We start from the raw sequence: 19,128 nt of genomic DNA, 5'->3' as shown, positions 1-19,128 counted from the left end.
AAAAAACCGCTGATAATCAGCGGTTTTTTTATTTCTGCAGCAGACTCAGGCTTCAATCTCTCCTTCCTGACGCACCTGGTTAGCCCAGCGCTGCGCCGACTCCGGCACGCTGAACGCCGGTGAACGGCGAAAATGCTCTCCCATCAGCAGAAAGGCGACATACTTCCCGCGCAAAATCCAGACATCGCGAAAATGGTCCATTTTCACGGCATGTTCCGGGGGCGCAGGCTCCACGCGCGGCACGTAGCTAATGACAGGGCGATTTTGTTGGCGCAATGGTTTCATAACAAATGGATTCACTAAGCAAAGCGGGAAACAGAAACCTCTATCATAGCCGATCGTGGCCCCGTTCGTCGCCCCCCTGCCGCCGATGCGCATTTTAGGATAACTCCCTGCCCCCTTGCCGGGCGCAGGCAGCGTAATGTTCTATAGTTAGAAGGGTTTTGGTTTATCAACGACCACTTTTAGCAATGAAAGCAGGAGACGAGCAATGTCTGATAAGCACCCAAACCCTCACCACCAGCAGGCACCGGTCCACGGCAGCGAGGAAGCGCAGCCGGGTCTCGACTCGCTGGCGCCGGATGACAGGGAGTGGCGCCCCACGCCGAAACCCACCGCCCCTGGCGCTGAACCGACCGCCCCTGGCAGCCTGAAAACGCCTGATACCCACAGCAAAAAACTCGATGCCCTGGAGCCACAGCGCAAAGGCGGAGAAGACTATCCGCTGACTACTAACCAGGGCGTGCGCATTGCCGACGATCAGAACTCGCTGCGCGCCGGTACCCGCGGCCCAACGCTGCTGGAAGATTTCATTCTGCGGGAGAAGATCACCCACTTCGACCACGAGCGAATTCCGGAGCGTATCGTTCATGCCCGCGGCTCAGCAGCCCACGGCTACTTCCAGCCCTACAAAAGCCTGACAGCCTTGACCAAAGCCGATTTTCTCTCGGCAGCCGATAAAATCACCCCGGTCTTTGTGCGCTTCTCCACCGTGCAGGGCGGCGCGGGGTCGGCGGACACCGTTCGTGATATTCGCGGCTTCGCCACCAAGTTTTACACCGACGAGGGGATTTTTGACCTCGTCGGCAACAACACCCCGGTTTTCTTTATCCAGGACGCGCTGAAGTTTCCCGACTTTGTCCACGCCGTGAAGCCTGAGCCCCACTGGGCCATCCCCCAGGGACAAAGCGCTCACGATACGTTCTGGGACTATGTTTCCCTGCAGCCGGAAACGCTGCACAACGTGATGTGGGCGATGTCCGATCGCGGCATCCCACGCAGCTATCGCACCATGGAAGGCTTTGGCATCCACACCTTCCGCCTGATCAATGCCGAGGGCAAAGCCACCTTTGTTCGCTTCCACTGGAAACCGGTCGCCGGCAAGGCGTCGCTGGTATGGGATGAAGCGCAGAAGCTGACCGGCCGTGACCCCGATTTTCATCGCCGCGACCTGTGGGAGGCCATTGAAGCCGGGGACTACCCGGAATTTGAGCTCGGCCTGCAGTTGATCCCCGAAGAGAATGAATTTGATTTTGACTTCGACCTGCTCGATCCCACCAAGCTGATCCCCGAGGCGCTGGTGCCGGTGCAACGGGTCGGCAAAATGGTCCTCAACCGCAACCCGGACAACTTCTTTGCCGAAAACGAACAGGCGGCCTTCCATCCCGGGCATATCGTCCCGGGCATCGATTTCAGCAACGATCCGCTGCTGCAGGGGCGCCTCTTCTCCTACACCGATACCCAGATAAGCCGCCTCGGCGGACCGAATTTCCATGAAATCCCGATCAACCGGCCGACCTGCCCGTACCACAACTTCCAGCGCGACGGTATGCACCGGATGGAGATTGACACCAACCCGGCCAACTACGAACCCAACTCGATCAACGATAACTGGCCGCGCGAGACGCCGCCAGCCGCCAAACGCGGCGGTTTTGAGTCCCTCGCCGAGCGCGTCGACGGCGAGAAGATCCGTCAGCGCAGCCCGTCATTCGGCGAATATTACGCCCAGCCGCGTCTGTTCTGGCTGAGCCAGACGCCGATTGAGCAGCAGCATATTATCGATGGCTTCAGCTTCGAGCTTAGCAAAGTGGTCCGCACCTGGATCCGCGAGCGGGTGGTCGATCACCTGGCCCATATTGATACCCGGCTGGCGGAAACGGTCGGGGCGAATTTAGGTATCGAACTGAGCGATGAGCAGCGCAGCCTCACTCTGCCCTCCCCGGTCAACGGCGTGGAGAAAGATCCCACCCTCAGCCTCTACGCGGATGCCGAAGGGGATGTGAAAGGTCGTGTGGTGGCGGTGCTGCTCAATGAGCGTACCTCGGCGCAGGATCTGGTCCATCTCCTGCAGGCGCTACAGGCCCGGGGCGTGCACAGTAAACTGCTCTATTCGCGGATGGGGGAAGTCGTCGCCGACGATGGCTCTCCCCTGCCGATCGCCGGCACCTTCGCCGGCTCCCCGTCGCTGACGGTGGATGCCGTGGTGGTGCCCGGCGGCGATCTCAGCGCCCTGAGCCAGAGCGGCGACGCGCGCTACTACCTGCTGGAGGCCTATAAGCATCTGAAGCCGATCCTGCTGGCAGGCGATGCGCGGCAGTTAACATCGGTTCTGCAGGTCCCGGCCCAGGGCGAAGAGGGCGTCATCGTCACCGATGCTCTTGACACGCCGGCGGCAGATAAACTGCTCGCCCTGATGACGGCCCACCGGGTATGGTCGAGAAGCCCGAAAATCGCCGCTATTCCGGCGTAGCAAAAAGCCCGGCACGGTGTGCCGGGCTTGACTCACTTTCCTTTCCCCGTCGGGTTTACACGTCGCGGTAGGTTCCCAGGCGATAACCCCGGTCGGCCACCGCCGCTTTCAGCGAGGCGGACGTCAGCACATCAAGCTCGCCCAGCCGCGGGTAGCAGTAGGCGCTGCCCATGATGGTCTGGTCGACAAAGGCTGGATGACACATCACCTCCAGAGAGCGCTCCTCGCGGGCGATTGAGGCGTCCAGCATCTGCAGGAACAGCGCCTCAGAGACGCCTTCCCCGTAAAACTCGCTGCTGAAGCCTGCGCTGCTGCGCGCCGCCTGCTGATCGAGACCGCTCTGTGCCGCCACCTGGCGATCAATGCGCAACGCGATGCCCTTGTCGCGGGCAAAAGCCGCGACGATGGGGTAGATCGGAGCGATCATATGCACATGGTGATGACTGTCGAGATGCGTCGGCTCATGACCGAAGAGTTCGAGAAAACGACGGTACTGACACGCCAGCTCGTGGGCAATCTCCTCCAGCGGCAGGTTATCTTCTTCCGCCTGCTGCCAGATCCATTTGCCCAGCCGGCCGTCGCGGGTTAACCCCGGCATGGCCGACAGCGGTTCGCCCAGCGTCAGCACAAAGTGCATCCCGACCGCCAGCTCCGGCGTACTGCGGCTCAGCTGGGCGGCGTGGTCAATAGCCGCGCCGTTGACCAGCGCCGTAGTCGATGTCACCACGCCGTTGCGGCAGGCCTCGATAATGCCATAGTTCTGCCCTTTACTGAGGCCGAAGTCGTCGGCATTGACGATCAATACGCGTTCCATTAGCCGCTCCCGTTACGCTTTCAGTTTTTCGATCGTCGCCGCAAAGTTCGGCAGCCATTTTTCATGGGCCAGAATCATCTCCCGCGCCAGCTGCTCGGCGTCACGATCGGAATGGATCAGCGGGCTTAAGTTCAGCGCCAGCAGCACGTCGTTCAGCTCACCGCTGATCGCCGCCTGGCTGGCCGCCACTTCAAACCCTTTGATGGTGTAGATAAGCCCCAGCACCTTCTCGTCGAAATGGGTGATGCGCGGCGTCGGCTTCGCGCCATCGCGACCTAAGGTGCAGCTCATCTCGACCGCCCAGTCCGCCGGGATATTATCGATATGGCCATGATGTGGGATATTCACATAGTGCTCAGTCTGCTTATCGTTATAGATAGCGTTGATCACTTCGCAAGCGGCATCGGAGTAATAGGCGCCCCCGCGCTGCTCCAGCTCCTTCGGCTTGACCTTGAGATCCGGATTTTTATACAGCTCAAACAGCTGCTTCTCCACTTTCTGCACCACCTGGGCGCGCGCGCCGCCCTTATAGTACTCGCCCATCTCAATCGCCAGCATCTCTTTTGGCTTAAAGTAATAGAGCAGATAGGAGCATGGGATCAGGCGCAGGGAGCGGATTAGCCCTTCGCTGAACGGCAGGTCGAAGATATTTTTTACCGAGTTCGCGGTCAGGCGGCCGGAGGCGACGCCGTCCAGCAGTTCATCGAAGCGCGAGACGCCATTAACCAGCACGTCGCGGACGAACACCAGGTGGTTCAGACCGAACAGGTCGATGTGCAGCTCATCGCTCGGGCTGAGCTGCAGCACGTCGGTGATGAACATCTTCATGCCGATGGGAATGTTGCACACCCCGATAAAGCGTTTGAAACTGGTGTGACGATAGACCGCCTCGGTGACCATGCCCGCCGGGTTGGTGAAGTTGATGATCCACGCGTCCGGGCAGATCTCCTGCACATCTTTCACGATGTCGAAAATCACCGGGATGGTGCGCAGCCCCTTAAACAGCCCACCCGCCCCGTTGGTCTCCTGGCCAAGATAACCGTGGCTCAGCGGGATACGCTCATCTTTTTCCCGCGCCTTCAGCTGGCCCACGCGCAGCTGGGTAGTGACGAAATCTGCGCCCTGCAGCGCCTCGCGGCGGTCCAGCGTTTTATAAACCTTCATCGGCACGCCGGCTTTTTCCACCATCCGCTCGCACAGCGCATGGATAATATCGAGCTTCTCCTGGCCCTCTTCCACATCCACCAGCCACAGCTCTGTCACCGGCAGTTCATGATAACGTTTCAGGAAACCTTCCAGTAATTCCGGGGTATAGCTGCTACCGCCGCCAATAGTGACGACTTTTAATTTCTGGCTCATCTTTTTCTCCCTTAGACGCTGCGTGTAGACGCAGGCCGCTCTCCGCATAAATGCGGACAGTTAACTTAAATTAGTTATGGTGTAAGCCTGGCGGCTAATACCGCCTGGGCTTAATTAATACTGGTCAAATGTTTTCGATAACTACTCGGTGTAAACGAGGTCAGCTTTTTAAAGGTTTTAATAAACAGGCTCGGGCTGCTGTACCCTGATTCATAGGCAATATCCGTCACCGAATAGTTGGTAATTTCCAGCTGCTTTTTGGCAAAATTGATACGGATATCGTTAATTATCTGCATCGGCGTTTTACCATAATAGCGCTGGGTCGCCCGGGTTAAATATTCCTGCGTTTTGCCCGATAGCCGAACCATATTCTCGAGGGCGCTCTCGCCAAACTCCAGTTTATCGTGCATAGCCTCAACGGTATTTTTTAACCATTGCGGGACGACGTCTGCAACCGGCTCTTCGCGATAGTGACGTAAACGGTTAATGACATAAAAGGAGACCAGCTCGATAAATTCGTCAAATTCCGTTTCGCGAAAATTGAGTGAGGCGATGACCGACTCAATGTAGCCGAGAAAAGCGCTCTGCACGGCGTAGACCTGCGACGCCACCAGGCCAAACGGCAGCAGCGGCAGATAATGTTTCTCAAAGAAGCGCCTGCTGATGCCGACGTTAAGGATGCGCGTCGCACCAAATTCATAGAAGCTCTGGTGGTGCGAACCCATCGGGATAAAGACAAAATCCCCGCGCTCCAGCAGCACCCGTTTGCCATTGATCTCCTGGTAATAGCGCCCGGTTAATACGACGGTAAATTCGTAGTAATCATGCTGGTGGAGCCCGCTCACGCTTTCCGTTTTGTTATAGATGACCACATGAAAGTTCTTCCCGTTGAACAACTGCTGTTCTCTGGCGGTACTGATCTCGGTGGTCATCATCCTGGGCTGCCTCATCGTCGCGATGGCCTATTGTACCTTCTCGTGCAGCTCAATCAATTCCGCTACCAGCTCGCGGGCCAGCATGGAGGTCATCAGGTGATCCTGAGCATGCACCAGCACCAGGCTGACCTTCATTTTCCCCTCGCCCTCGTCGCTTTCGATAAGCTGGGTCTGCACCCGATGCGCCTCGCTCAGCGCCTGACGCGACTGCTCCATCATCGTTTTCGCCGCGGCAAAATCCCCCTGCTTGGCCTGCTTCAGCGCGGCATAGGCCAGACTACGCGCTTGGCCGGAGTTGATAATCAGCCCCATCACCACCTCTTCGAGGTCGTTTTCCGGGGTCTCTACCGCGTCGATGTTGTCCAGATCAAACATAATATTTCCCTCATTTCTCAGGCGGTACGGGACGTTGCCCGTACCGCGCGGTATCAGAATTTCAGTGCGTTGGCGATGTCTTCTTCGCTCTCTTCCTGCTCGATAACGGTCTGCGCTTTATTCGACAGCACCACAAACGGCAGGTAGACCAGGGTGGAGACGCCAAGGTTGAACAGGGCGACCAGCAGAGCGGCGACACTGCCGTTACTGTTAAAGAACGCCCCCAGGCCAGTTGGCATGGTCCACGGCGCCAGGTTGGTCACCGGTGGGATAATCCCCAGGCTGTAGGCGGCGAGAGTAATGGCCGCCAGAATCGGCTGGACCAGCACGAACGGGATGAACATCACCGGGTTCATGATGATCGGCAGGCCAAAAAGAATCGGTTCGTTAATCTGGAAGATGCCTGACGGCAGCGCCAGCTTCGCGACCTGACGATGGTCAGCGCGGCGGGAAGCGATAAAGATGGCGATAATCAGACCCAGCGTCGCCCCGGACCCCCCCAGCAGGATGTAGGAGTCGAGCATCGGCTTGGCCCAGAAGTGGAACTGTTTACCCGCTTCGATCGCCGCATCAACCGATCCGTACTGGTTGTACAGGGCGATGTTTTCCAGCGCCCACGGCGTCATGATGCCGTTATCCAGCGCGGTCAGCGCCAGCGAACCGTGCACCCCGAAGAACCACAGCAGGGAGTTAAAGATGACGTATGCCCAGCCGACCACGCTGCCCATCGCCGCCAGCGGCGTGGAGATGGAGTCCATGATGATCTGGTGGAAGTTGCTGCCGTAACTCGACAGGGCCCACGAGATAATGCCGAAGATGGAGAGGATCAAGAAGCCAGGGATCAGCGCAGAGAAAGAGCGCGATACCGATCCCGGCACGCTGTCCGGCAGTCTGATCACCCAGTTGCGACGGATCACGAAGGTGAACATTTCCGCGACGACCAGACCGATAATCATACCGGAGATGATGTTCTGCCCGCCCAGCCAGTTGGCGCCGACGGCATAGGCTTCGCCCACGCTGTATGGGGTCACGGTCATGAAGGCCGCTACCGCCAGCAGGCCAGCGGCCATCGGGTCGACTTTGCGCTCTTCCGCCAGCGCGGAGCCGATAAAGAATGGCGCCATCAGCGACATAATGCCGAGGGTGCCGTTATAGACGTTGCCGCCGATAGCCTTAAAACCGTTTAAGGTTTCAATGGTAGAGGCATCCAGGCGAATGCCCATGGAGTAAAAGAAAGAGCCTTCGCCGAAGCTCAGAAAAACGTTGTTAATTAATACAAACATGGCCCCGGCGAGGGTCAACGGCATGAGTTTAATAAATCCATTTTTAATCGCATTAATATGCGGCTGCTTTCCTATTTTCACTGCAAAAGGAAGGAGTACCTTTTCAAGCGAGTCGATCACTTTACTCATAGTCAATACCCTTAAAAGCCGCAATAAACTATTACGGCGATGATGTATGAAATTACTCTTTGACGGGAAAATAAACTCTTTATTTTTTGACGTCCGGCAACAGAATGCCGCCAGGCGTCAAAATACATCGAGTTTTAAAATTTAAAATTATTGTGCTGCAGCTTTCTTAATGGCCGCGACGGCGGCTTTCAATACCCCTAAACCATCCACCTTGCCATACAGATGAGAATCGATGACTTCTACCGGTTTATTCGGCAGCAGGCGCTGAATTTCCGGTAACATATACGCAATTTGTGGCCCTAATAATACAACGTCGGCTTCCGGTCCCTTTTCACCCGCGAGAGTTTCAGGATAGGCTTCAATAATGACCGGGACTTCGTATTTTTCCGCCTGCGCCCGCATTTTGGAGACCAGCAGTGACGTGGACATGCCTGCCGAGCAGAACAGATAAATGTGTTTCTTTTCCATGAACGCTTCCTCAATGTGTGAGACCAGGGCCTTCAGTAACCGCTGAGAGCCGGTAAGACTGGTAACATCCGGTTAATTCTGTTTATGGGTTGAGTATACGGCAAGCTGAGCCGTCGTGATAATTCCCTGTTGAACAGAATTGTCTCTCATTGACCTCCGGTTTTGACTACCCTCACATTTTCACCCAAATAATTCGCGCAATTAAATAAGCATCAGGACTCACAAAAAAGCCCGACCAGTGGTCGGGCTTACGTACAACTCTGTCAACAGTAGGGCGTTTACTTAGCGTTGCGCGGATCCGTATCATACTCGGCGCAGGTCTGGTAGCCGGAGTTCATCACGTGCCCGGTTTCGTCGAGGGCCACAAAGTAGGTCTCAACTTTACCATCTCGTTGACCGAGGATATAGGTCTGGCAGGTGCCGCGGGCATGGACCATCGTCACTTCCGTTGAAGGTTTGCCTGCGATCTGCATCACCTGCTGACGCGACATCCCTTTCTTCACATCTTTCACCACCGGCTGGGTAAACTGGTCTTTGGTACGATCGTAAGCGGTACAGCCCGCGAGTAAGGTTAACGCGACGGTGACGCCCAGTATTCCTGCTAAGCTTTTGTTCATTTTGGTTCCTCTCTTCCACTGTGTAACGATAAGCCTGGAATAAATAGTGTTATTTTTCAAGCCGAACAGCGAAATCATGTCTGAGTGTGTTATTACGTAAACAGGATTGACGCTCCGCCGCCGACCGGCGCTTTCTCCTGCGCGGTGGCATCTATAATGAAATCCTATGTCATTGATTGCCTTCTTTTCCGGCAGTCAAAACCCCGGTCCTTGTCGTTTCAGCGGCAAAGAGGTAGCTTTAAGCCAACAGGTTGCCAAACAGATTCACTTTCGGAGGGCGCGATGACGCTACAACAAGAGATTATTCAGGCGCTGGGCGCGAAGCCGCAGATTGATGCCGCAGACGAGATCCGTCGCAGCGTCGATTTCCTGAAATCCTATCTGCAGACTTACCCTTTTATTAAATCGCTGGTGCTGGGTATCAGCGGCGGCCAGGACTCGACCCTGACGGGGAAACTGTGCCAGATGGCGATCAATGAACTGCGCGCCGAAACGGGCGACAGCAGCCTGCAGTTTATCGCCGTCCGTTTACCCTACGGCGTGCAGGCGGATGAGCAGGACTGCCAGGATGCCATCGCCTTTATTCAGCCTGACCGGGTGTTGACGGTGAATATCAAAGCCTCGGTACTGGCAAGCGAACAGGCGCTGCGCGAAGCGGGGATCGAACTGAGCGACTTCGTTCGCGGCAACGAAAAAGCCCGTGAGCGCATGAAAGCCCAGTACAGCATCGCCGGGATGACCCAAGGGGTGGTAGTCGGCACCGACCATGCAGCGGAGGCGATTACCGGCTTCTTCACCAAATATGGCGACGGCGGCACCGACATCAACCCGATCTTCCGCCTGAACAAACGTCAGGGCAAACAGCTGCTGGCCCATCTCGGCTGCCCGGAACATCTGTATAAGAAGTTACCGACCGCCGATCTGGAAGACGATCGCCCCTCCCTGCCGGATGAAGTGGCGCTGGGGGTGACCTATGAGAATATCGACGATTATCTGGAAGGCAAAACGCTGGACCCCAGCATCGCCAAAACGATCGAAGGCTGGTATCTGAAAACCGAACACAAGCGTCGGCCACCGATCACCGTCTTTGACGATTTCTGGAAAAAATAGTCCCTCCCCCGCCCCGGCCCGCGCCGGGGTTGTTTTTTGCGCTTTTCGCCGCAAAAACCGCCTGCTATACTGGATAGATAGACAGTATCAGGAGTTATTGTGGCCAGAAAGCAATCTGCCCCGCGTCTGGAGTTTGAGGCGGCGGCGATCTATGAATATCCCGAACACCTTCGCCCGTGGCTGGAGACACTGCCGAAGCTGCCGGGCGTCTATCAGTTTCACGGCGATAGCGACACGATGCCGCTCTATATCGGCAAGAGCGTCAACCTCCGCAGCCGGGTGCTCTCCCACCTGCGCACCCCTGAAGAGGCGGCGATGCTGCGTCAGTCCCGGCGTATCACCTGGCAGCGCACCGCTGGCGAGCTGGGAGCGCTGCTGCTGGAGGCGCGGTTGATTAAAGAGCAGCAGCCGCTGTTTAACAAGCGGCTACGGCGTAACAAGCAACTCTGCGCCTGGCTGCTTGCGGACGACCGGCCGCAGATTGTCTATGCCCGCGAGGTTGATTTCTCGCACCAGCAGCATCTCTATGGTCTGTTCGCCAACCGGCGGGCGGCGCTGCAGATGCTGCAGAGCCTTGCTGACGAACAGCGCCTCTGTTACGGCCTGCTCGGTCTGGAGCCGCTCAGCCGCGGCCGCGCCTGCTTTCGATCCGCACTGGGCCGCTGCGCCGGCGCCTGCTGTGGAAAGGAGAGCGTGGAGGCGCACCGTCAGCGTCTGCTGGCGCAGATGAGCAAGCTGCAGCTGGTGTGCTGGCCGTGGGCAGGACCGGTGGCGCTGGAGGAGCGCGGCCCGGATATGACGCAGTATCATGTCATTCATAACTGGCTGTGGCTGGGAGCCGTCGACTCGCTCAATGAGGCCGCTGCGCTGACCCGCCTGCCCGCCGGATTCGACCAGGATGGTTACAAAATCCTCTGTAAGCCTCTGCTCAGCGGCAACTACCCGTTGCATCCGCTTGGCTGAAAGGCCAGAAAGAAAAAACCGCCGGCCCTGCCCAACGCCTGATGGCATTATTGGGCAAGACCGGCGGTCTTGATTCAGTGCGCTACATTATTCAGCGGGTGCAGGCATTTTACCTGCCGGCGCGTTGCGTTCTGTCAGATGCTTCTCAAAATTGGCATTGAACTGTTTTTTCTGCTCTGGGGTCAGAATGTTGTAGATCTTGTTCTGCGTTTCCAGGCGGGACAGCGCCATCGCTTTGTGCTGCGCTTCCATCTTATCGATCTGCGCTTCCGCTTTCGCCTTGTCGAAGGTATCGCTGGCGATCAGCTCGTGCATCGCGCGACGTTCGTCAAGGGACGGACGCTTCATGTTTTCGCGCTGGCTCTTCATGATGTCGCGGATCTGCTGCTTCTGCGCATCGGTCAGGTTCAGCCCTTTAAACATCATGTCATGCTGACCCGGGCCGCCTTTATGATGCATCATCATCGGCTTGCTGTCGCTCGGCGCGGTGGTGGTATCGGCGGCGTGTGCCAGGTTAGCCGCGCCCAGAGCCAGAGTAGAGGCAACAAACAGTGCAGTGAGTTTCTTCATCATTCAATCCTTACTTTACGTTATTCTTACGGCGCGTTGCCGTGTTGACGAGATTAACTTTACGACGTTAATCGTCAATTAGTCAGAGCAAGAGTAAAACAATGAAAGTGTAAAAAACAGTTTCTCACCAATTATGGAGAAAATAAGGAATTTGACGGAATAATTGCAATAAAAAATAAATAACCTACTGTTTTGCAGAGCAATTATGGAGAGTATAAAGAAGAGGAGATTAAAAACAAAGCATTTTACCAGGAATAATCTGCAAATTTACACTGGCGCACGAAAAAATAAGAAGATGAACAACGACGCGCGAAATAAAGCAGGCCGCCCGGCGGACGGCTTGCCCTCAGGATAATTTTTCCAGCATCAGGCCAGCGCGCAGCCCCCTGGCCACCGCCGGATTGGGAAACAGAACATACTCCGGCTCTGCCCCCACCACATACCGCGTCTCCCCCTCCTCCGCCAGCAGCGTGCCAGGTGCGAAGGGGGTGAAGTTCAGCGTCCGATCCGCCATATGCAAGCGGAAATCATCGCTATGACGGGTGATCTGCTGCACAACCCGGTAGCGCAGCGGCGTCGGGGCGTCGGCAATGGCCAGATCCCCCACCAGCAACCGGGAGATCGCCCCCTCGGCGGCGGCAAACTGCGTTAGATCGTTTTCCCCCAACGGCAGCGCTTTGCCCAGCTCAAGAGTGCAGGCCAGCGCCGCGAACCGTTCGCAGCTGAAATGGGTGAAGGTCCCGCCCGGCTGGCGATGAAACACCAGCGCCTCCAGCCCGGCGCCGCCCAACCAGTGAAGAAAATCCTCCCCCCAGGGCGTATCGCGGGCCGGGAGCACGCCGAAGCGCGGATGCAGCGACCCGCGGATCGCGGTATGCAGATCGAGGTGCCAGCGCGGACCATCATGGTCGCGATAGAAGCGGGCCACCGCCTGCTCCAGCCGCTGCGCCCGCTGCGTCTCCTCGCTGGCCGGGAACTGCCGCCAGCGCTCGCCAAACATCCGGTTCATATCGCTGTGCAGATAGCGTTTATTCGCCCGCAGCGCCGGCGGGTTACCGACGATCACCAGCAGCCGCCAGCGCAGGGGGAGTGCCTCCCGGACCAGCCGCTGCACCAGCCGGTCGACAATCTCCACCGGCGCCGTTTCGTTGCCATGGATGGCGCAGGAAAGCACCAGCCCGCGCTCGCAGCGCGCATGCGGCGTCAGCTCGAGGATCCCCTCGCCGAGCCAGTGCCAGCGGAAATGGGCCGTCTCGCCGTGAAAGTGATGGGGCAATCGCCCCGCCAGGGTTAATGCCAGAAAGTGTTCCACCGCGCCCCCTTATTGCTGAAATGGATAAACCGAACCGAGCTGCAGGATCTGGGTCAACCGATCCAGCGCGTCGCGCCCTTCCCGCAGCAGCTGTGGGTCGGCGAGGTCGGACTGGGTGAGACGGTCGCGATAGTAGCGATCCACCCAGTCATTGAGGGTGGCAAACAGCGTATCGTTCATCAGGACGTGCGGATTGACCGCCTGATACTCCTCGGCCGTCAACACCACCCGCAGGCGCAGGCACGCCGGACCGCCGCCGTTGGCCATACTCTCGCGCAGATCAAACACCTGCAGCGCGGCGATGGGGTTATCTGCGGCCAGCAGCTCATTAAGATAGTTCCACACGCCCGGATGCGCCTGGGCTTCCTGGGGCAGGATCAGCGCCATGCTGCCGTCCGCCCGGCTCAACAGCTGACTGTTGAACAGATAGGTAGCAACCGCCTCTTCCACCGTGACCCGGCTGGCGGGAACCACCAACGGGATAAAGCCCGGCACCTGCTGCGCAAGCTGCTGCAAAACCGCGTCCTGGTCGGCAAAGGCCTGCTCATGGCAGAACAGGACCTGACGGTTGCTCACCGCGATGACGTCGTTATGAAAAACCCCCTTGTCGATCGCCTCCGGATGCTGGCGGGCGAAGATCAGCTGGCGGGGATTGACCTGATTGAGGCGCGCCACCGCCTGGCTTGCCTCAAGGGTTTGCCGCGCCGGATAGCGACGTGGCGCCTCCTCGCTTCCCCGACGGCGGCCATAGACAAATAGCTGGAGGCCGGGGGCGCCATATTCGCCGCCGAGACGGTTATGGTTCGCCGCCCCTTCGTCGCCAAACCAGGCAGAGGCAGGCAGCGCCGGGTGGATGGCAAATCGCGTGCGGTCCGGGAATATCGCCTGCAGCAGCGCCCCGGTGATGGGGGCTTCACTGGCGCGGTGGAATTTATCCTGCAGATTCGCCACCGTCAGGTGCACCAGGCCATCCAGCGAATCGGCGGAGGGACAGACGGTCGCGGCGTTCGCCACCCACATCGCCGAGGCCGAACTCACCGCCGACAACAGATCCGGATCCTGCTGGGCCGCACGGGCCACCACCTGCTCATCGCTGCCGCTAAAGCCCAGCTGACGCAGGAGCGACACGTTGGGTCGTTCCTGAGGGGGGATCACCGCCTGCGGATAGCCGGCGTCGGCAAGGGCTTTCATTTTTTTCAGCCCCTGCTTCGCCGCCAGCTGCGGGTTCGACACCCGATAGCGGTGCCGGGTGGAGGCCTCATTGCCAAAGGAGAGCCCTGCGTAGTGATGGGTCAGTCCGGGCAGACCATCAAAGTTGACTTCGCGGGCGGTCATAACGCCTCCCCGGCCCGGAAGTCGAGCCCCGGATTGAGACTGGCGGGCAGCGTCAGGGTCGGCGATTCGAGACTGGCCATCGGCCAGGCGCAATAATCTGCGGCATACCAGGCCCCGGGGCGATGATTGCCTGAGGCTCCGGTGCCGCCGAACGGCGCGGTACTCGCCGCCCCGGTCAGGGGTTTGTTCCAGTTGACTATCCCGGCCCGTGCCTCAAGCAGCAGCCGATCGAACTTCTCTCGTTCCGGGGAGATTAACCCGCAGGAGAGGCCGAAGCGGGTGGCGTTGGCCAGGGCAATCGCCTCTTCGAAAGTATCGTAGCGCCAGACCCCAAGCAGCGGGCCGAACACCTCTTCATCCTCGACCTGGGCCATGTCGCTCATGTTGACAATCCCCGGCGTCAGCAGCGACGTCCCGGCCTGCAATAACCGCGGCTCCAGCAGGGTGACCGCGCCAGCAGCGACCCGCTGCAGCCAGGCCTGATGCACTTTCTGCGCGGCCTGTTCAGAGATAAGCCCGCCGAGAAACGGCTGCGGCTCAGCGTCCCACGCCGCGGGGATCAGCCGTTGGCTGACCGTTACCAGCCTGGAGAGGAAGGCATCCCCCGCCTCTCCGCGCCGGACCAGCAGACGTCGGGCGCAGGTGCAGCGCTGGCCGGCGGTAATAAAGGAGGACTGGATGGTCAGATGCACCGCGGCATCGACGTCCCGTGGGTCGTCAACGATCAGCGGATTATTGCCGCCCATCTCCAGCGCGAGGATCTTTTGCGGCTGCCCGGCCAGCTGGCGATGCAGATGAAAACCGGTGGTCGAGCTGCCGGTAAACAGCAGCCCATCGATGTCCGCCTGGCCGCTGAGCGCCTCGCCGGTTTCCCTACCGCCCTGCAGCAGGTTGAGCACGCCGGCGGGCAGGCCAGCTTGCTCCCACAGCTTCACCACCGCTTCGCCGCTGTGCGGGGTTAATTCGCTGGGTTTAAATACCACGGTATTGCCCGCCAGCAACGCCGGCACGATATGCCCGTTCGGCAGATGACCGGGAAAGTTATAGGGACCAAAGACCGCCAGCACGCCATGCGGCCGGTGACGCAGCGTCGCGGCGCCATCGGGCAGATCGCTGTGCTGTTCACCAGTGCGGGTGTGATACGCCTTCACCGAGATCGCCACCTTGTTGATCATCGCCGTCACTTCCCCGGCCGCCTCCCAGCGCGGCTTTCCGGTCTCGGCGCCGATAATCGCCGTCAGGTCCGCCTTGCTGGCCTCCAGCAGGCTGGCAAACTTTTCGACGATGGCCTGGCGGTCGGCAAACGGCAGCCGCGCCCAGGCCGGGAACGCCTGGCGGGCAGCCGCGACCGCCTCGGCAACCTGCCCGGCATCCGCCGCCTCGCCCTGCCAGACAATCTTCAGGTTGACCGGATCCTGTTTGCTGAAGCGCGGCCCATCGCCGGGCCGCCATTCGCCGTTAATCCACAGACTCATGCGGTTTTCTCCTCAGGGATCAAGCGCACCATGCGCACCTGGTCGCCAGCATGACACTTCAGCATATCCAGCTCGCGGGCGCTGAGGGTCAGGGTGTCGCCATCCGGGTCGGCACGCACCAGCAGGGCGCGGAACTGGTGATACTGTTCGTTCGCCACCAGGCACAACGGCCAGTCGCCGGGTGGCGTTTCGCCGGCCTCGGTAGTCACCAGACGGCTTTTGCGGATCGCCCGCACCCGGTCGATATCGCACTCCAGGGTCGGGCCACCGTCGAAAATATCGATGTAGTTCAGGTAGCGGAATCCCTCTTTCTCCAGCACCGTCCGGGCCGGGGCGGTCTGCGGATGGACCTTGCCGATCACCGCCTGCGCCTCGGGGGTGAGGAAATCGATATACAGCGGATGCTTGGGCATCAGGGCGGCAATGAAAGCCTTTTGTCCGGTGCCGCACAGGTAGTCGGCGCGGGAAAACTCCATGGCGAAAAAGCGTTTGCCCAGGCTCTCCCAGAACGGGGAATAGCCGTGCTCGTCAATCACCCCGCGCATCTCGGCGACCACCTTCTCATTGAAGCGCTCGCGAAAAGCGGCCATAAATAAGAAGCGCGATTTCGACAGCAGATAGCCATTGCCCTCTTTGCGCCACTGCGGGTCGAGGAACAGGGTGCACAGCTCACTGCTGCCGGTGTGGTCGTTGCTGAGAAACAGCGTCGGCAGCGCCTGGTAGACGTTAAGCTCCTTCGAGGCATGGACCTGAGTGCCGACCCGGTAGTTGTACCAGGGATCGTTGAGGCCCACCGCCACCTCTATCGCGCAGATGCCCACCACCGTGCCGCTCTCGCTCTCCTCCAGCACAAAGACATAACCTTGCTCGCTTTTCGGCAGCTCGCCGCGCCAGGTTTGCTGCGAGCGGGCGATCCGCGCCGCGAGGGTCGCTTCATCCACCGGCAGCGAGGTCAGCCCGCCGCCGGTCTCAGCTGCCAGCTTCAGCAGCCCGGGCAGATCGCCCGACTCCACTGGTCGAATAACCATCATGATGAGACTCCCGCCAGGAAACGCGCGCAGGCCCGCTCGACGCGATCCAGACCGCTGTTCACCTCTTCTTCACTGACGTTCAGCGCCGGAGCGAAACGCACCACGTTGGCGCCGGCGATCAAGATCATCACCCCCTCTTCCGCCGCCAGGATGCTGAGGGCTTTCGCCTTCCCGGCCCAGGCGTCGTTCAGCACGCAGCCGAGCAACAGCCCCAGGCCGCGGATCTCCTTGAACAGGCCATAGCGGGCGTTGATCGCCTGCAGACGTTCGCAAAACCACTGATGGCGCTGTCTGACGCCGGAGAGCACTTCCGGGGTGTTGACGATCGACAGCAGCTCGCCGGCCACCGCCCCCGCCAGCGGGTTGCCGCCGTAGGTGGTGCCGTGGGTGCCGACGGTCATCACGCTGGCGCAGGCCTCTGTGGCCAGCAGCGCGCCGATGGGGAAGCCGCCGCCCAGCGCTTTGGCGGTAGTCAGCACATCGGGCGTCACGCCGTAGTGCATATAGGCGTACAGCTCGCCGGTGCGTCCGACCCCAGTCTGCACTTCATCGAAAATCAGCAGGGCGTTGTGCTGGTCGCAAAGCTGACGCAGGCCGCGTAAAAACTCGACGCTGGCCGGCACCACGCCCCCTTCACCCTGCACCGGCTCGACGATCACCGCGCAGGTTTGGTCATTGATTAAGGCCTTTGCCGACTCGAGATCGTTAAACACCGCATGCTGGATCTGCGGCGGCAGCGGAGCAAAATCCCGGGAGTAGGCCGGCTGACCGCCCGCCGAAACGGTGAACAGCGTCCGCCCGTGGAAAGCGTTCTGGAAGGCGACGATGCCGCTTTTCTCGCTGCCAAAGCGATCGTGGGCATATTTACGCGCCAGCTTGAGCGCCGCCTCATTAGCCTCGGCCCCGGAGTTACAGAAGAAGACCCGATCGGCGAAAGTGGCATCAATAAGCATTTTGGCCAGCCGCAGGATCGGCTCATTCGTATACCCGTTGCCGGTATGCCAGAACTTGCCCGCCTGCTCGGTGAGGGCCTGCACCAGACGCGGATGCGCATGCCCCAGCGCGTTCACGGCTATACCGCCGGCAAAATCGATATACTCTTTGCCCTGCTGATCCCACAGCCGCGACCCGGCGCCCCGCACCGGAATAAACGCCGCTGGCGCGTAGACCGGCATCATCCATTCATCAAAGTGGTTACGCGTAATTGACTGAGACATATCGACCTCTTCCGGTAAATTAAAAGTAGCAATAATGTTAATAAATATGAGTTATTACGCTGTAAATGTAGATTGCACGGTTCGTGCCAGCCAGCGATAAAAATGCATAAACCGGATGAGATAACGCAATATCAACGAGTTACAACCTAACGCTATTCATATAAAATGCATATTTAGTGAATAACTATCCGATAAAGGGGGATGAACAGTGATTAAAGAAGATAAGTTATGCAACGGTAAGATATAATTCTGTAATTGTGATCTTCTGCGAAATTTATCGTAGATATTTGCCCTTTTTTGGCGCGGCGTGCCCGCAAAAGGGGCACCAACGGCACGATCATGCGCAGCGATTGGCAGAATGACGCATCGGATGGCAGCCAGCCTGGCGAATTTCTGCTACCATCCCTGCACTATTCACCTTGCACAGTGGCAGCGACTATGAAATTCGTCTCTTTTAATATCAACGGCCTGCGCGCCCGCCCACACCAACTGGCCGCCATCGTCGAAAAACACCAGCCGGACGTGATTGGCCTGCAGGAAACCAAAGTTCACGACGACATGTTCCCTCTCGAAGAGGTCGCCAGACTCGGCTATAACGTCTTTTATCACGGCCAGAAAGGCCATTATGGCGTCGCGCTGCTGACCAAAGAGACGCCGATTGCCGTCCGCCGCGGTTTCCCTAACGATGGCGAAGAGGCTCAGCGCCGCATCATCATGGCGGAGATCCCGTCGCCCTTCGGTAACGTCACGGTGATTAACGGTTATTTCCCGCAGGGTGAAAGCCGCGATCATGAGACCAAATTCCCGGCCAAAGCGGCGTTCTATCAGAATCTGCAGAACTACCTGGAGAGCGAGCTCAACAAAGAGAATCCGGTACTGATCATGGGCGATATGAACATCAGCCCTACCGATCTCGACATCGGTATCGGTGAAGAGAACCGCAAACGCTGGCTGCGCACCGGCAAATGTTCCTTCCTGCCGGAAGAACGGGAATGGATGGATCGCTTGCTGGGCTGGGGCCTGGTGGATACCTGGCGTCAGGCTAACCCTGACAATCATGAGCACTTCTCGTGGTTTGATTACCGCTCCAAAGGCTTTGACGATAACCGTGGGCTGCGCATCGACCTGCTGCTGGCCAGTCAGCCTCTGGCCCAGCGCTGCGTGGAGACCGGGATCGATTATGAGATCCGCGGGATGGAAAAACCATCCGACCACGCGCCGGTGTGGGCCACCTTCCGGCCGTAAGTCACGTCCTTCTCTCGCCTCCCGCCGCGCGGGGGGCAGAATTTCCTGAGCAAAATCAACAAAGCGACGGTAAACCATTGTGACCGTCGTCGGAACAGGATACTGTCGCGCGCACTTTTTGACGTCCACCGCGTCCAGGCT

General features: G+C 58.8%; 19 protein-coding genes. 4 read left to right on the top strand and 15 right to left on the bottom strand.

Translation table 11 applies throughout. From position 1 onward, the window contains the following. Nucleotides 1-45: 45 nt before the first annotated feature. On the bottom strand, nt 46-300 hold the full coding sequence (cedA, locus tag ABLV64_RS08200) for a cell division activator CedA (protein ID WP_008807754.1): 255 nt from the start codon (nt 298-300) through the stop codon (nt 46-48). Nucleotides 301-490: 190 nt separating this feature from the next. On the opposite strand from cedA, the gene katE reads away from it, so the two are divergent. Beyond that, nucleotides 491-2,749: a catalase HPII gene (gene katE / locus ABLV64_RS08195; RefSeq protein ID WP_049002938.1), complete on the top strand. Its 2,259-nt coding sequence runs from the start codon at nt 491-493 to the stop codon at nt 2,747-2,749. 55 nt (nt 2,750-2,804) lie between these two features. On the opposite strand, the gene chbG is transcribed toward katE, so the two are convergent. The 8 genes from chbG to osmE all read right to left on the bottom strand — a co-directional run bounded on the left by chbG (nt 2,805) and on the right by osmE (nt 8,729). Beyond that, nucleotides 2,805-3,563, bottom strand: a complete 759-nt coding sequence (chbG, locus tag ABLV64_RS08190) for a chitin disaccharide deacetylase (protein ID WP_064177934.1) — start codon at nt 3,561-3,563, stop codon at nt 2,805-2,807. Nucleotides 3,564-3,575: 12 nt separating this feature from the next. Next, nucleotides 3,576-4,922, bottom strand: a complete 1,347-nt coding sequence (locus tag ABLV64_RS08185) for a 6-phospho-beta-glucosidase (RefSeq protein WP_004203826.1) — start codon at nt 4,920-4,922, stop codon at nt 3,576-3,578. Nucleotides 4,923-5,032: 110 nt separating this feature from the next. Next, the gene (gene chbR, locus ABLV64_RS08180; RefSeq protein ID WP_004203825.1) at nt 5,033-5,857 is read right to left on the bottom strand and encodes a transcriptional regulator ChbR; all 825 of its coding nucleotides are present in this window, start codon (nt 5,855-5,857) and stop codon (nt 5,033-5,035) included. 27 nt (nt 5,858-5,884) lie between these two features. Further along, complete coding sequence (chbA, locus tag ABLV64_RS08175; protein WP_004203824.1) at nt 5,885-6,232, bottom strand: PTS N,N'-diacetylchitobiose transporter subunit IIA; 348 nt, start codon at nt 6,230-6,232, stop codon at nt 5,885-5,887. Between the two features lie 53 nt (nt 6,233-6,285). After that, nucleotides 6,286-7,644, bottom strand: coding sequence for a PTS N,N'-diacetylchitobiose transporter subunit IIC (gene chbC, locus ABLV64_RS08170; RefSeq protein ID WP_064794776.1), 1,359 nt, complete (start codon nt 7,642-7,644; stop codon nt 6,286-6,288). Between the two features lie 11 nt (nt 7,645-7,655). Beyond that, complete coding sequence (locus ABLV64_RS08165; protein WP_032425961.1) at nt 7,656-7,772, bottom strand: hypothetical protein; 117 nt, start codon at nt 7,770-7,772, stop codon at nt 7,656-7,658. Between the two features lie 19 nt (nt 7,773-7,791). After that, nucleotides 7,792-8,112 carry a PTS N,N'-diacetylchitobiose transporter subunit IIB gene (gene chbB / locus ABLV64_RS08160; protein ID WP_217324975.1) on the bottom strand — a complete coding sequence of 107 codons (321 nt, stop codon included), beginning with the start codon at nt 8,110-8,112 and terminating at the stop codon, nt 7,792-7,794. Between the two features lie 278 nt (nt 8,113-8,390). Continuing rightward, nucleotides 8,391-8,729, bottom strand: a complete 339-nt coding sequence (gene osmE / locus ABLV64_RS08155) for an osmotically-inducible lipoprotein OsmE (RefSeq protein WP_004203822.1) — start codon at nt 8,727-8,729, stop codon at nt 8,391-8,393. Nucleotides 8,730-9,011: 282 nt separating this feature from the next. Here osmE and nadE point away from each other — a divergent pair, with 282 nt between their 5' ends. Both nadE and cho read left to right on the top strand, forming a co-directional pair. Beyond that, on the top strand, nt 9,012-9,839 hold the full coding sequence (gene nadE, locus ABLV64_RS08150) for an ammonia-dependent NAD(+) synthetase (protein WP_004203821.1): 828 nt from the start codon (nt 9,012-9,014) through the stop codon (nt 9,837-9,839). A 99-nt stretch (nt 9,840-9,938) separates the two neighbouring features. Next, complete coding sequence (gene cho, locus ABLV64_RS08145; protein WP_017898663.1) at nt 9,939-10,802, top strand: excinuclease Cho; 864 nt, start codon at nt 9,939-9,941, stop codon at nt 10,800-10,802. 87 nt (nt 10,803-10,889) lie between these two features. Here cho and spy read toward each other — a convergent pair whose 3' ends face one another. The 6 genes from spy to ABLV64_RS08115 all read right to left on the bottom strand — a co-directional run bounded on the left by spy (nt 10,890) and on the right by ABLV64_RS08115 (nt 17,742). Further along, nucleotides 10,890-11,375, bottom strand: coding sequence for an ATP-independent periplasmic protein-refolding chaperone Spy (spy, locus tag ABLV64_RS08140; protein ID WP_072096650.1), 486 nt, complete (start codon nt 11,373-11,375; stop codon nt 10,890-10,892). Between the two features lie 343 nt (nt 11,376-11,718). Further along, nucleotides 11,719-12,684 (bottom strand): succinylglutamate desuccinylase, encoded by a 966-nt coding sequence (gene astE, locus ABLV64_RS08135; protein ID WP_064150253.1) that lies wholly within the window; start codon nt 12,682-12,684, stop codon nt 11,719-11,721. Nucleotides 12,685-12,693: 9 nt separating this feature from the next. Then, nucleotides 12,694-14,019 carry an N-succinylarginine dihydrolase gene (gene astB / locus ABLV64_RS08130; protein WP_217324976.1) on the bottom strand — a complete coding sequence of 442 codons (1,326 nt, stop codon included), beginning with the start codon at nt 14,017-14,019 and terminating at the stop codon, nt 12,694-12,696. Further along, a complete protein-coding gene (gene astD / locus ABLV64_RS08125; RefSeq protein ID WP_348843058.1) occupies nt 14,016-15,494 on the bottom strand; it encodes a succinylglutamate-semialdehyde dehydrogenase in 1,479 nt (492 codons plus the stop codon). The genes astB and astD overlap by 4 nt, the downstream gene beginning before the upstream one ends. Further along, the gene (gene astA / locus ABLV64_RS08120) at nt 15,491-16,525 is read right to left on the bottom strand and encodes an arginine N-succinyltransferase (protein ID WP_004203813.1); all 1,035 of its coding nucleotides are present in this window, start codon (nt 16,523-16,525) and stop codon (nt 15,491-15,493) included. The genes astD and astA overlap by 4 nt, the downstream gene beginning before the upstream one ends. Continuing rightward, nucleotides 16,522-17,742, bottom strand: coding sequence for an aspartate aminotransferase family protein (locus tag ABLV64_RS08115; RefSeq protein ID WP_205436832.1), 1,221 nt, complete (start codon nt 17,740-17,742; stop codon nt 16,522-16,524). Before ABLV64_RS08115 ends, astA begins: the two co-directional genes overlap by 4 nt. Before the next feature lie 438 nt (nt 17,743-18,180). On the opposite strand from ABLV64_RS08115, the gene xthA reads away from it, so the two are divergent. Continuing rightward, on the top strand, nt 18,181-18,987 hold the full coding sequence (xthA, locus tag ABLV64_RS08110; RefSeq protein WP_004203811.1) for an exodeoxyribonuclease III: 807 nt from the start codon (nt 18,181-18,183) through the stop codon (nt 18,985-18,987). The last annotated feature ends 141 nt before the right edge of the window (nt 18,988-19,128 follow it).

The sequence above is a fragment of the Klebsiella sp. JB_Kp031 genome (assembly GCF_040064295.1).
GTDB lineage: Bacteria > Pseudomonadota > Gammaproteobacteria > Enterobacterales > Enterobacteriaceae > Klebsiella > Klebsiella quasipneumoniae.
Note: the sequence above shows the minus strand (reverse complement) of the source record. Positions and strands in the feature narration are given on the sequence as shown.

Coding starts and splice junctions, on each gene's coding strand:
- chbR (WP_004203825.1), bottom strand. CDS start 5,857: ATGATGACCACCGAGATCAGTACCGCCAGAGAACAGCAGTTGTTCAAC.
- ABLV64_RS08185 (WP_004203826.1), bottom strand. CDS start 4,922: ATGAGCCAGAAATTAAAAGTCGTCACTATTGGCGGCGGTAGCAGCTAT.
- astB (WP_217324976.1), bottom strand. CDS start 14,019: ATGACCGCCCGCGAAGTCAACTTTGATGGTCTGCCCGGACTGACCCAT.
- osmE (WP_004203822.1), bottom strand. CDS start 8,729: ATGAACAAAAGCTTAGCAGGAATACTGGGCGTCACCGTCGCGTTAACC.
- spy (WP_072096650.1), bottom strand. CDS start 11,375: ATGATGAAGAAACTCACTGCACTGTTTGTTGCCTCTACTCTGGCTCTG.
- ABLV64_RS08115 (WP_205436832.1), bottom strand. CDS start 17,742: ATGTCTCAGTCAATTACGCGTAACCACTTTGATGAATGGATGATGCCG.
- chbC (WP_064794776.1), bottom strand. CDS start 7,644: ATGAGTAAAGTGATCGACTCGCTTGAAAAGGTACTCCTTCCTTTTGCA.
- astA (WP_004203813.1), bottom strand. CDS start 16,525: ATGATGGTTATTCGACCAGTGGAGTCGGGCGATCTGCCCGGGCTGCTG.
- astD (WP_348843058.1), bottom strand. CDS start 15,494: ATGAGTCTGTGGATTAACGGCGAATGGCGGCCCGGCGATGGGCCGCGC.
- chbA (WP_004203824.1), bottom strand. CDS start 6,232: ATGTTTGATCTGGACAACATCGACGCGGTAGAGACCCCGGAAAACGAC.
- chbB (WP_217324975.1), bottom strand. CDS start 8,112: ATGGAAAAGAAACACATTTATCTGTTCTGCTCGGCAGGCATGTCCACG.
- xthA (WP_004203811.1), top strand. CDS start 18,181: ATGAAATTCGTCTCTTTTAATATCAACGGCCTGCGCGCCCGCCCACAC.
- ABLV64_RS08165 (WP_032425961.1), bottom strand. CDS start 7,772: ATGTATTTTGACGCCTGGCGGCATTCTGTTGCCGGACGTCAAAAAATA.
- nadE (WP_004203821.1), top strand. CDS start 9,012: ATGACGCTACAACAAGAGATTATTCAGGCGCTGGGCGCGAAGCCGCAG.
- chbG (WP_064177934.1), bottom strand. CDS start 3,563: ATGGAACGCGTATTGATCGTCAATGCCGACGACTTCGGCCTCAGTAAA.
- katE (WP_049002938.1), top strand. CDS start 491: ATGTCTGATAAGCACCCAAACCCTCACCACCAGCAGGCACCGGTCCAC.